This is a genomic window from Enterobacter nematophilus, assembly GCF_026344075.1.
Lineage (GTDB): Bacteria > Pseudomonadota > Gammaproteobacteria > Enterobacterales > Enterobacteriaceae > Enterobacter > Enterobacter nematophilus.
Genome location: NZ_JAPKNE010000006.1, coordinates 53,062 through 65,415, shown reverse-complemented (window position 1 = coordinate 65,415; position 12,354 = coordinate 53,062). Strand labels below are relative to the sequence as shown.

Annotated in this window: 10 protein-coding genes; 3 read left to right on the top strand and 7 right to left on the bottom strand. The window is 59.1% G+C overall.

Going from position 1 to position 12,354, the window contains the following annotated elements; all coding sequences use genetic code 11:
* Positions 1 to 1,344, bottom strand: coding sequence for a Na(+)-translocating NADH-quinone reductase subunit A (locus tag OSH03_RS16005; RefSeq protein ID WP_266179563.1), 1,344 nt, complete (start codon positions 1,342 to 1,344; stop codon positions 1 to 3).
* Between the two features lie 299 nt (positions 1,345 to 1,643).
* Here OSH03_RS16005 and dpaA point away from each other — a divergent pair, with 299 nt between their 5' ends.
* Positions 1,644 to 2,384 carry a peptidoglycan meso-diaminopimelic acid protein amidase gene (gene dpaA / locus OSH03_RS16000; protein WP_253540844.1) on the top strand — a complete coding sequence of 247 codons (741 nt, stop codon included), beginning with the start codon at positions 1,644 to 1,646 and terminating at the stop codon, positions 2,382 to 2,384.
* Here dpaA and OSH03_RS15995 read toward each other — a convergent pair.
* Entirely contained in the window at positions 2,355 to 3,122 is a 768-nt protein-coding gene (locus OSH03_RS15995) for a class II glutamine amidotransferase (protein ID WP_266179562.1), read from the bottom strand. The two genes, dpaA and OSH03_RS15995, sit on opposite strands and share 30 nt — an antisense overlap.
* A gap of 48 nt (positions 3,123 to 3,170) precedes the next feature.
* On the bottom strand, positions 3,171 to 3,749 hold the full coding sequence (gene lpcA, locus OSH03_RS15990; RefSeq protein WP_003863232.1) for a D-sedoheptulose 7-phosphate isomerase: 579 nt from the start codon (positions 3,747 to 3,749) through the stop codon (positions 3,171 to 3,173).
* A gap of 239 nt (positions 3,750 to 3,988) precedes the next feature.
* Here lpcA and fadE point away from each other — a divergent pair, with 239 nt between their 5' ends.
* Both fadE and OSH03_RS15980 read left to right on the top strand, forming a co-directional pair.
* Entirely contained in the window at positions 3,989 to 6,433 is a 2,445-nt protein-coding gene (gene fadE / locus OSH03_RS15985; RefSeq protein WP_266179561.1) for an acyl-CoA dehydrogenase FadE, read from the top strand.
* 108 nt (positions 6,434 to 6,541) lie between these two features.
* Positions 6,542 to 7,312 (top strand): amidohydrolase, encoded by a 771-nt coding sequence (locus tag OSH03_RS15980; RefSeq protein ID WP_041911141.1) that lies wholly within the window; start codon positions 6,542 to 6,544, stop codon positions 7,310 to 7,312.
* A gap of 76 nt (positions 7,313 to 7,388) precedes the next feature.
* Here the strand turns inward: OSH03_RS15980 and OSH03_RS15975 are convergent, their stop codons facing one another.
* Genes OSH03_RS15975 through OSH03_RS15960 form a run of 4 tightly spaced genes read right to left on the bottom strand, consistent with a single transcriptional unit; the run spans position 7,389 to position 12,352 of the window.
* The gene (locus OSH03_RS15975) at positions 7,389 to 8,990 is read right to left on the bottom strand and encodes a gamma-glutamyltransferase family protein (protein ID WP_266179632.1); all 1,602 of its coding nucleotides are present in this window, start codon (positions 8,988 to 8,990) and stop codon (positions 7,389 to 7,391) included.
* 9 nt (positions 8,991 to 8,999) lie between these two features.
* Positions 9,000 to 9,875, bottom strand: a complete 876-nt coding sequence (locus tag OSH03_RS15970) for an ABC transporter permease (RefSeq protein WP_048957588.1) — start codon at positions 9,873 to 9,875, stop codon at positions 9,000 to 9,002.
* A gap of 2 nt (positions 9,876 to 9,877) precedes the next feature.
* Positions 9,878 to 10,819 (bottom strand): ABC transporter permease, encoded by a 942-nt coding sequence (locus OSH03_RS15965; RefSeq protein ID WP_061099113.1) that lies wholly within the window; start codon positions 10,817 to 10,819, stop codon positions 9,878 to 9,880.
* 18 nt (positions 10,820 to 10,837) lie between these two features.
* Positions 10,838 to 12,352, bottom strand: a complete 1,515-nt coding sequence (locus tag OSH03_RS15960) for an ABC transporter substrate-binding protein (RefSeq protein ID WP_266179560.1) — start codon at positions 12,350 to 12,352, stop codon at positions 10,838 to 10,840.
* Between the last annotated feature and the right edge of the window lie 2 nt (positions 12,353 to 12,354).

The window sequence follows — 12,354 nt, the reverse complement described above, 5'->3', positions numbered from 1 at the left end:
TTATCCTTCCTGCTCAATGCGGGTTAACACCTCGCGCAATACGGGTCCATATTCGTATTTACCTGGACACACATAGGTACAGAGCGCCAGATCTTCTTCATCCAGCTCAAGACAACCGAGCGCCTGCGCGCCGTCGGTGTCGCCGGCCAGAAGATCGCGCAGCAGCACGGTCGGCAGAATATCCAGCGGCATTACACGTTCGTAGTTGCCAATCGGAACCATCGCGCGCTCGCCGCCGTTCGTACTGGTGGAGAAGTTAAAGAGCTTATGACGCAGGAAATGGCCAAGCGTGGTGCGGGTGACGGAGTATTTTTCTGCGCCAGGCAGAACCCAGCCGAACAGCTCTTTCTCACGCCCTTCCAGAACGACGCTCACCTGAAGATGGAAACGTCCCAGGTACGCGTGCGCATTGACAGCGCGGCGGCCGCTGAGTACCGAACCGGAAATCAGGCGGTTTTCACCCTCTTTCGTTTCCCCTGCCAGCAGTTCATTAATGTCTGCTCCCAGAAGCGTCTTAACCAGACGCGGGTTTGCGGCCTGTGGCCCGCCGATAGCAATGATCCGTTCAGCGCAGAGTTCACCCGTAGTAAAGAGCTTACCGATGGCAATGACATCCTGATAATTAAGGTGCCAGACCTGTTTTTTAAGGCTCACCGGCTCAAGGAAGTGGATATGGGTCCCGACCAGCCCCGCCGGATGCGGGCCGGAAAATTCATTAAACGTGACCTGTCCCAGCGGATGGCCGCCAAGCTTGCCGCCGCCGGCCTGGCAAACGTGCACTTTTCCGGGCGTCAGGCGAGTCAGAACGGTCAGCCCGGCATCAAAGGCTTTACGCTGCGCCAGGATAATGGGCTGCGGATCTGCGCTGAGCGGGTTGGTGTCGATGGCCGTAACGAAAATGGCAGCCGGGGCGGTATCAGGAACAGGTGATTTGCTGAATGGGCGCGTACGAAGCGCCGTCCACAACCCGGATGCCAGCAGCTGAGCCTGCACATCTTCGCGGCTAAGCGTCGCGAGGTCTCCCGCATCATAACGAGCAAACTCACGCTGTTCATCGCCTTCGATGCGGATAACTACCGACTGCAGCACGCGACGCTCGCCGCGGTTGATCGCCACAACGGTACCGCTGGCGGGGGCCGTGAACAAGACGCCGGGATTTTTTTTGTCCTCAAAGAGCGCCTGCCCTTTGATCACGCGATCGCCCTCCTGCACCAGCATTGAAGGACGCATTCCCAGATAATCGTCACCCAAAATTGCGACATGACGGACGCTTGCGCCAGACGAGACGTGCTGCTCAGGCACGCCTGCAATCGGCAGATTAAGTCCTTTTTTTATTTTAAACATGTGGTTAGCAGGTTTCCATAAACAACAATCCAGTGGGCGCGAAGTGTACCATTTTCTCCTCTCTCTCGGGCAGGGAATCCGCCTTTGAGCGCGCCAAATTGCGAGCTATTACGCAAAGTTCCTGGAGCCAGCGCGTTTTTGATGGTTTATAAAGTAAAACTAATTTGTAAACTCACCGCCCGGCTCTTGCGAAAATCTATAGCGGTGCTAATGTGAGCGCACCTAACAGAATAATCTGATTTCGGGTCTCTTTTGCCGTCCTGGCAAGTTAGTCCAGGTTTTATCAAGGAATTTGTAGTATGCGTAAAATCGCATTGTTCATTGCGATGCTTCTGATTCCGTGCGTATCGTTTGCCGGGCTGCTCAGCAGCAACAGCTCCACCACGCCGATCAGCAAAGAATACAAACAGCAGTTAATGGGATCCCCGGTTTATATTCAGATCTTCAAGGAAGAGCGCACGCTCGATCTGTTTGTAAAAATGGGCGAGACGTATCAGCTGCTTGATAGCTACAAAATTTGTAACTATTCCGGCGGACTGGGTCCAAAACAGCGCCAGGGCGATTTCAAGAGTCCGGAAGGATTTTACAACGTTCAGCGTAACCAGTTAAAGCCGGATAGCCGCTTCTATAAAGCAATCAACATCGGTTTCCCGAACGCCTATGACCGTGCTCACGGTTACGAAGGGAAATACCTGATGATCCACGGTGCCTGCGTGTCTGTCGGCTGCTACGCGATGACCGACTCCGGCATTGATGAAATTTTCCAGTTCGTGACCGGCGCGCTGGTCTTTGGGCAGCCTAACGTTCAGGTCAGCATCTATCCGTTCCGCATGACGGATGCCAACATGGCGCGCCATAAGTACTCTTACTACGCCGATTTCTGGAAACAGCTGAAGCCGGGTTATGACTACTTTGAGCAGACCCACAAACCACCTGTGGTCTCAATCGTCGATGGCCGTTACGTGGTCAGCAAACCGCTGAGCCACGAAGTCGTCCACCCGCAGCTGGCGTCAAATTACACGGTCCCCGAGACAAAATAGCACCCACTCGCCTGGCATAATCTTTTGCCAGGTTTCGTTGCCCGTCAGCGGCTGCGTTGCAATGACTGTGACCACATCGTTCGGTGTGGTCTCTTTCTGAAAATCTATCTCCACATCCTGATCGAGCAGCGTAGCGACGCCAAACGGCGCGCGGCGCGTGATCCAAAAGAGATTCGTCGAGCAGAACGCCATCACGTAGCGCCCGTCAGACAGCAGCATGTTAAACACGCCTTTTTCACGCAATTCCGTTGCCAGCGTCGCGATGAATTTGAATACGGCGGCCATGTTGCCGGGCGTGCGCGGATAACGTTGCGTCAGCTTATGCAGCAGCCAGCAGAAGGCCTTCTCGCTGTCCGTTTCGCCGACCGGACGGAAGTTGCCCGTCTCCAGCGATTTATAGCCCGTAAGCTGCCCGTTGTGCGCGTAGGTCCAGTTACGGCCCCACAGCTCGCGGGTAAAGGGATGGGTATTTTCCAGCGCCACTTCGCCGCGATTTGCCTGACGAATATGCGCGATCACTGAACAGGATTTAATGGGGTAATCCTGCACCAGTTTGGCAATCGGTGAGTTAAAGCTGGGCTGTGGATCTTTGAACGTGCGACACCCTTTGCCTTCGTAGAAGGTGATGCCCCAGCCGTCTTTATGCGGCCCGGTTCCTCCACCGCGCTGCACCAGCCCGGTGAAGCTAAAGCAGATATCGGTTGGCACATTGGCGCTCATCCCGAGCAGTTCGCACATATATCACCTCCACAACAGCGGGGGGCAGCGGTGCCCCCCAGCGAAGTCTTACTTAACCATCTCTTTTTCGATCAGCTGGATCAGGATGTGGATCACTTTGATGTGAATTTCCTGAACCCGGTCTGCATAGCCGAAGTGCGGAACGCGAATTTCGATATCCGCCGTACCGTCCATCTTACCGCCATCTTTCCCGGTCAGGGTGATGACCTTCATCCCTTTTTCACGCGCGGCGGCGATCGCTTTGATCACGTTCGCGGAGTTACCGGAGGTAGAGATACCCAGCAGCACGTCGCCTTCACGGCCTACTGCCTCAACGTAGCGGGAAAAGATGTGGTCGTAACCGAAGTCGTTGCCTACGCAGGAGATGTGGCTCACGTCGGAAATCGCAATCGCCGGGTAGCCCGGACGGTTTTCACGATAGCGTCCGGTCAGCTCTTCGGCGAAGTGCATGGCGTCACAGTGGGAACCGCCGTTACCGCAGGAGAGCACTTTGCCACCGGCCTTAAAACTGTCGGCCAGCAGGACCGCCGCGCGCTGAATAGCGTGAATATTGGCATCATCTTTCAGAAAGTTCGCCAGCGTTTCCGCCGCTTCGTTCAGTTCGTTACGAATAAGATCCTGGTACATGAGGATAATCCTTCAGTATTGATGAAATAACACAGTGGAGTGTACCGGATAGCGGGAAAAGCGAGAAGCTAAAGCCATGCGAATCGTCCGGCGTTTTGATTTTTTGTGCCGGCGAAAACGCGAACAATGTGAACCAAGTTGTAATTATTTTGTAAACACATTGCTAAAGGAATTTACATCAACTACAACCATATCATCACAAGTGGTCAGACCTCCTACAAGCAAGGGAGCTTTTCTTTATGATGATTTTGAGCATTCTCGCAACCGTTGTACTGCTCGGTGTGTTGTTCTATCACCGCGTCAGTTTATTCCTGAGCAGCCTGATTCTTCTGGCCTGGACGGCTGCGCTTGGCGTCGCAGGTCTCTGGAATATCTGGATTTTGGTCCCTCTTGCCATCATTCTGCTGCCGTTTAACCTGGCTCCGATGCGTAAGTCGATGATCTCCGCACCGGTGTTTAAAGGCTTTCGCAAAGTGATGCCGCCGATGTCGCGCACCGAGAAAGAAGCGATTGATGCGGGCACCACCTGGTGGGAAGGCGACCTGTTCCAGGGCAACCCGGACTGGAAAAAGCTGCACAACTATCCGCAGCCGCGCCTGACCGCCGAAGAACAGGCCTTTATTGACGGCCCGGTGGAAGAAGCGTGCCGCATGGCGAACGACTTTGCTATCACCCACGAAATGGCCGACCTGCCGCCGGAGCTGTGGGCGTACCTGAAAGAGCATCGCTTCTTCGCGATGATCATTAAGAAAGAGTACGGCGGTCTTGAGTTCTCCGCTTACGCTCAGGCTCGCGTGCTGCAAAAGCTGGCGGGCGTCTCCGGGATCCTGGCGATTACCGTCGGCGTGCCGAACTCCTTAGGCCCGGGCGAACTGCTCCAACATTACGGTACGGAAGAGCAGAAAGATCACTATCTGCCGCGTCTGGCGCGCGGTCAGGAAATCCCGTGCTTCGCGCTGACCAGCCCGGAAGCGGGCTCCGATGCAGGTGCAATCCCGGATACCGGCGTGGTCTGCATGGGCGAGTGGCAGGGCCAGCAGGTGCTGGGCATGCGCCTGACCTGGAACAAGCGTTATATCACCCTGGCGCCTATCGCCACCGTGCTGGGTCTGGCCTTTAAGCTCTCTGACCCGGAAAAACTGCTGGGCGGCGAAGAAGACCTCGGCATTACCTGCGCGCTGATCCCAACCTCTACCCCGGGCGTTGAAATTGGTCGTCGTCACTTCCCGCTGAACGTGCCGTTCCAGAACGGTCCGACCCGCGGCCAGGATATCTTCGTGCCGATTGACTACATCATCGGCGGCCCGAAAATGGCAGGCCAGGGCTGGCGCATGCTGGTGGAATGTCTGTCGGTGGGCCGCGGAATTACCCTGCCGTCGAACTCAACCGGCGGCCTGAAGTCCGTCGCGATGGGAATTGGCGCTTATGCCCACATTCGCCGTCAGTTCAAAATCTCCATCGGCAAGATGGAGGGTATCGAAGAGCCGCTGGCGCGCATCGCGGGCAACGCCTACGTGATGGACGCCGCTGCATCGCTGATTACCTACGGCATTATGCTGGGCGAAAAACCGGCCGTGCTGTCCGCGATTGTGAAGTACCACTGTACCCACCGCGCGCAGCAGTCGATCATTGACGCGATGGATATCGCGGGCGGTAAAGGCATTATGCTCGGCGAAGGCAACTTCCTGGCGCGCGGCTATCAGGGCGCACCGATTGCCATCACCGTGGAAGGGGCAAACATCCTGACCCGCAGCATGATGATCTTCGGTCAGGGGGCAATTCGCTGCCATCCTTACGTGCTGGAGGAGATGGCCGCCGCGCAGAATAACGACGTGGACGCCTTCGACAAGCTGCTGTTCAAGCATATCGGTCACGTGGGCAGCAACAAGGTGCGCAGCTTCTGGCTCGGCCTGACGCGCGGCCTGACCAGCGCAACGCCAACCGGCGATGCGACCAAACGTTACTACCAGCATCTGAACCGCCTGAGCGCCAACCTGGCTCTGCTGTCGGATGTTTCCATGGCGTTGCTGGGCGGTAGCCTGAAGCGTCGCGAGCGTATCTCCGCCCGTCTGGGCGACGTGCTGAGCCAGATCTTCCTGGCCTCTGCGGTGCTGAAACGCTACGACGACGAAGGCCGTCAGGAAGCGGATCTGCCGCTGGTGCACTGGGGCGTGCAGGATGCGATGTATCAGGCGGAACAGGCGATTGACGACCTGCTGGCCAACTTCCCGAACCGCTTCGTGGCTGGCGCCCTGCGCGCGGTGATCTTCCCGACCGGTCGCCATCATCTGGCGCCGTCCGACAAGCTGGACCACAAGGTGGCGAAGATCCTGCAGGTTCCGAGCGCAACCCGCTCCCGCATTGGCCGCGGTCAGTACTTGGCGCCAACGCCGCATAACCCGGTGGGCCTGCTGGAAGAGGCGCTGCTGGACGTGATGGCCGCCGACCCGATTCACCAGAAGATCTGCAAACAGCTGGGCAAAAACCTGCCGTTTACCCGTCTGGACGAACTGGCGAAACAGGCGCTGGCCGGTGGCATTATCAATAACGACGAAGCTGCGCTGCTGGTGAAAGCCGAAGAGAGCCGTCTGCGCAGTATTAACGTGGATGATTTCGAACCGGAAGAGCTGGCGACGCAGCCGGTAAAGCTGCCGGAGAAGCACCGCAAACCTGAAGCGGCATAACGCGTTTCGCTTATACAAACCCCGCCCGGTGCGGGGTTTTTTATTGCCACATTTTCTCGTAATGACGTGCTACAGTGTCAAAAAGGGGTCGTTTGAGGAGTCTGTATCGTGCCTGGTTTGAAGATTTCGATTTTGCAGCAGCCTTTAGTGTGGATGGATGGCCCTGCCAACCTGCGCCACTTTGATCGTCAACTGGAAGAGATTACCGGGCGAGATGTGATTGTCCTGCCGGAGATGTTTACCACCGGCTTCGCGATGGAAGCGGCTAAACAGTCGATGCCCCAGGAAGAGGTGGTCGCCTGGATGCATGCCAAAGCGCAGCAAACCAACGCGCTGATCGCCGGCAGCGCCGCACTGCAAACGGAACGCGGCCCGGTGAACCGCTTCCTGCTGGTTGAGCCGGAAGGAAAAGTGCATTTTTACGATAAACGCCACCTGTTCCGCATGGCCGATGAACATCATCATTATGAAGCCGGCAACGAACGCGTGGTGTTCGAGTGGCGCGGCTGGCGCATCCTGCCGCTGGTCTGCTACGACCTGCGCTTCCCGGTGTGGTCGCGCAACCGCAACGATTACGACCTGGCGCTTTACGTCGCCAACTGGCCCGCGCCGCGCTCGCTGCACTGGCAGGCGCTGCTGGTGGCGCGTGCGATTGAGAACCAGGCGTACGTGGTGGGCTGTAACCGCGTGGGAACGGACGGCAACGGCCATCACTACCGCGGCGACAGCCGGGTGGTGAACCCGCAGGGCGAGATTATTGCCACCGCCGAGCCGCATCAGGCGACGCGCATTGATGCAGAGCTGTCATTGACGGCGCTGAAGGAGTATCGGGAGAAGTTTCCAGCCTGGCAGGATGCGGATCCGTTTAGTATTGGGTGAAATTTTCCCCTCACCCTAACCCTCTCCCCAAAGGGGAGAGGGGATTGTTCGCTGCTCGCATTAGGGGGATAAAATATTAACTCACTAACGCCTGCCCGTCTTTGCGGCTCTCCGTCGCGGCCACGTAGTGTCCTTCCGGCATACGATAGATCACCTGCGCACCGCCGAAGTTGTAATCCTGGAGCGGATCTTCCACCACGATCTGATGCCCGCGCTCGCGCAGCGCGGCAATGGTATTGCGATCGAACGTCGATTCGACGATCACCTCCCTGCCCTGCACCACGCGCCAGCGCGGCGCGTCGATGGCCGCCTGCGGGTTTTGCCCGTGCAGCATAATGCGCAGCGCCATCTGCATGTGCCCCTGCGCCTGCATCGGGCCGCCCATTACGCCGAAGGACATCAGCGGCTTGCCGCTGCCGTCCATCGCAAAGCCCGGAATGATGGTGTGGAACGGACGCTTGCTGCCCGCCAGCGCGTTCGGGTGACTGGGATCCAGCACGAATCCACAGCCCCGGTTTTGCAGGCTGATTCCGGTATCCGGCACCACAATGCCTGAACCGAAGCCCATAAAGTTGGACTGAATAAACGAAACCATCATTCCGCTGGCGTCCGCGGTGCTGATGTAGACCGTGCCGCTCTGCGTCGGGGAACCGTAAACGAAGTCTGAGGCACTGTCGTGGTTGATAAGTGCCGCGCGCGACTTCAGATAATGGTCGCTCAGCAGCTCTTTTGCTGCGAACTCCATATGTTCTTCATCCGCCACGTAGCGGTCGAGATCCGCCAGCGCCAGCTTCATGGCTTCAATGGACAAGTGCAGAGACTGCACGGAGTCCGGATGATGTTTCTCAATGCCGCACTGCTCCAGAATACCGAGCGCAATCAGCGTGGCGATCCCCTGCCCGTTTGGCGGCAGCTCCTGTACCGAGCCGCCCGCGAAGTCGCGCGACAGCAGATCAACCCAGTCCACGCGATGGTTTGCCAGATCTTCAGCCGTCAGGTGAGCGCCGTGCTCCTGGGCGAAGGCGGCAATTTTCCGCGCCAGCTCGCCGCGGTAAAAGGCTTCACCGTTGGTTTTGGCAATCAGCTCCAGCGAATGAGCCTGCGCCGGGTTACGGAAAATCTCCCCCACGCGCGGGGCGCGGCCCTCCGGCGCAAAGCAGGCGCTAAAGCCCGGCTGATCTTTCAGCTTGCTATAGCCGCGCTGCCAGAGATGGCCAATCAGCGGCGAGACCGGGAAGCCGTTACGCGCGTAGTCAATCGCAGGCTGCGCCAGCGTGGTCAGCGGCAGCGTGCCGAAGCGTTCCGCCAGGGCCACCCAGCCCGACACCGCACCCGGCACGGTCACCGCGTCCCAGCCGATTTCCGGCACCGCGGTTTTACCGGCAAACAGATCCGCATGCCAGCTGGCCGGCGAGCGCCCGGACGCGTTCAGGCCGTGCAGCTTTTCACCGTCCCAGACGATGGCAAAGGCGTCGCTGCCGATCCCGTTGCCGGTCGGCTCAACCACCGTCAGCGCCATGGCGGTGGCAATGGCCGCATCGACGGCATTGCCACCCAGCTGCAGCATTTTCATTCCCGCCTGCGCCGCCAGCGGCTGCGACGTGGCAACGGCGTTATGGCCCATCATCGGCGGGCGGCGTGAATCGTAACCGGACGTAAAATCAAGCGCTTTGGTCATCATGACTCCTTAGTCGTGGCGCGGATCGAGCGCATCGCGCAGCCCGTCGCCAAGTAAATTAAAGCCCTGCACGGCAAGGAAAATCGCCACGCCGGGGAAAACGGACATCCACGGCGCCTGCTCAAGAAAGCCTTTCGCGGTATTGAGCATGGACCCCCAGGACGGATTGGGCGGCTGCTGCCCCAGCCCTAAAAACGACAGGCTGGCTTCGGCAATAATCGCCGAGGCAATCGCCAGCGTGGCCTGAACCAGGATCGGCGACATCACGTTTGGCAGAACGTATTTAATGATGATCCAGCGATCCGGCAGGCCAATCGCCCGCGCGCCGTCGATGTACTCTTCGTTGCGAATGGCGATCACCTGCCCGCGCGTCAGGCGGGCGAAGATCGGCATCGCCGACAGACCGATGGCGATCATCGCGTTGGTCAGGCTCGGGCCTAAAAATGCCCCCAGCGCGATCGCCATGATCAGGAACGGACAGGCCAGCAGCGCCTCGATAAAGCGCGAGATCACGCCGTCCCACATCTTCTGGAAGTAGCCCGCCACCAGCCCCAGCGGCACGCCGATGACCACCGCGATAACCACCGACATACAGCCCGCCATCAGCGAGGTTCGCGCTCCCCAGATAATGCGGGACAAAATGTCGCGCCCCAGCTCGTCGGTGCCGAACCAGTACATCGCCGACGGCGCTTTGCGCACCGCGAGGAAGTTGGCTTTAACCGGATCAAACGGGGCAATCCACGGCGCCAGCAGCGCCACCAGTACAAAGAAGCCCACCACCACGGCGCCAATCACCGCGCTTTTATTGGCGAGGAATTTCTTCAGCACCCGGTTCTGCGCGCGCGGCAGCGCGGGGGCTACGGTTTGCGTCGTCAGTTCCGCCATGGTTAACCTCGCATTTTCGGGTTGATAAGGACGTAAAGCACGTCGGCCAGCAGGTTGAGCAGCAGGAAGCCGATCGCCACGATCAGCACCACGCCCTGCACCACCGCGTAGTCACGGTTGAACACCGAATCGACGATCATCTTGCCAAAGCCCGGAATGGTGAACACCTGCTCGGTCAGCACCGCGCCGCCCAGCAGCTCGCCGAACAGCAGCGTGGTGAGGGTGATCACCGGCACCAGCGCGTTGCGAAACGCGTGCTTTAGAATGACCGCCTTCGGCAACAGCCCCTTGGCGCGTGCGGTACGGATATAATCCGCTTTCAGTACCGCAATCATCGACGCGCGGGTATGGCGCATTAGCGTCGCCGCCAGCCCGGTTCCGAGCACGGATGCGGGCAGCAGCAGCGTGCGCAGGTTCTGAAGCGGATCTTCACTGAACGGCACGTAGCCGGACGCGGGCAGCCACTGCAGGTTCACCGAGAAGACCAGAATCAGCAGGATCCCCAGCCAGAAGTGGGGAATTGAGATCCCCGAGATCGCCACGAAGTTCGCCCCGTGATCGACCCAGCTGTTTTTGTTCACCGCCGCGACGATCCCCATGCTGATGCCAAACACCAGCGCGATAATCATCGCCAGCAGCGACAGCTCCAGCGTAACCGGCAGCTTGCTGGCGATAAGCTCGGTCACCGGTTCGTGCGTGCGCAAGGAGACGCCCAGATCGCCCTGCAGCGCCCGCGTCAGCCAGTGGAAATACTGCACCGGGATCGGCGCATCCAGGTTCAGCTCCGCGCGCAGCTGGGCGATCACCGCCGGATCGCGCTCCTCTCCGGCCATTGCAATCAGCGGGTCGCCGGGCAGCAGCTTTTGCAGCCCGAACACCATCATGCTCACCAGCAATAGCGTCGGGACAGCCAGCAGCAGACGTTTGCAAATCAGTTCCAGCATGGGTTCTCCTCAGGACGTTTATTTCGCCAGCGTCAAATCTGCCAGACGCACGATGCCGTCCGGGTAAGGCTTAAAGCCCTGCACGCGCTTGTTCAGGCCAAAAATGCGCGGCTCGAAGTAGAGGTAGGCAATCGGCATGTCGGTTTGCAGCTGCTTCACCACCTTGTCGTACAGCGGCTGGCGTGCGGCCTGGTCGGTGCTCTGGCGCGCCTGGGTCAGCCACTCGTCGACCTGCGCGTTGCTGTAGCGGCCGTCGTTCAGGGTGCCGTTGCTGTGGATGAAGCCGTAGATGCTGCCGTCCGGATCCGGACGACCCGACCAGCCGGAGAAGCTCAGCTGATAATCACCGCTCTGCTGGCGATCCAGCAGCGTGGCGAATTCGGTCATCTGCAGGTTCAGCGTGAAGCCGGCCTCGGCGACCATCGCCTGCAGCACCTGTCCCACCTGCTGCGAGGTTGGGTTGTTCGGCACCAGCAGGTTGACGGTCAGCGGCGCGGTGACGCCTGCCGCTTTGAGCAGCGCTTTGGCTTTATCAACGTCGCGCGGCGGAACCGGCAGATTCACGTGATACGGGCTCACCGTTGAAAACGCCTGGTTTGCCGGGGTGTAGAGGCCTTCGAAGACCACCTGGTTTAACGCCTCACGGTCGATGGCCTGAGAAAACGCCTCACGCACGCGGGCATCCTTGAACGGATCGTTCGCCGGGACCTTGCCGTTGTTAATATTGAAGGTGATCCCCTGATAGCCCAGGCCGGTGACCTTCGCCAGCGCCAGCTTGCTGTCGGCTTCGACGGTTTTGACGTCGCTGGCGGCGATGCCTTCGGTCAGGTCAAGATCGCCCGCGCGCAGGTTCGCAAGGCGCACGGAGGCATCCGGGATCGGCAGATAGATAATTTTATCGAAGTGGTAGGCGCCTTTGTTCCAGTAGTTGTCGAAGCGGGTCAGAACGATGCGGTCCTGCGACACGCGGCTGTCGAATTTATACGGGCCGGAACAGACCGGATGGGCGGCAAAGTCCGGCTTTTTCGCCGCTTCGGGTGCCATCATCGCGCCCGCGCGGTCGGTAAGCTGCATCAGCAGCGCGGCGTCCGGGGTTTTCAGGTGCAGCGCAATCTGCATCGGGCCGGTGACCTCTACCGACTCCACGGAGGAGATCTCGCTTTTGCGCAGGGAGCCTTTGAGGGTCAGAGCGCGGTCGAGGTTGTATTTCGCGGCGGCGGCATCGAATTTCTCTCCGTCATGGAAGGTCACGCCTTCGCGGAGATCCATGGTCAGGGTTTTGCCGTCGGCGCTCCAGGCCCATGATTTCGCGAGACCCGGCACGACCTTCAGATGCTCGTCGACGTCCACCAGCCTGTCGCACAGGGAGGCAAACACGAAGCGGCCATAGTAGGTGCGCGCCAGGTGCGGGTCGAGCATGTCCGGGTCTGCCCCCAGGCCGATCCGCAGAACGTTTTCAGAATGGGCGGGCAGCGCCGCGCCAAGCAACATAACACTTCCCAGTACGGTCAAAAGAGAATTACGCATTGTCATTA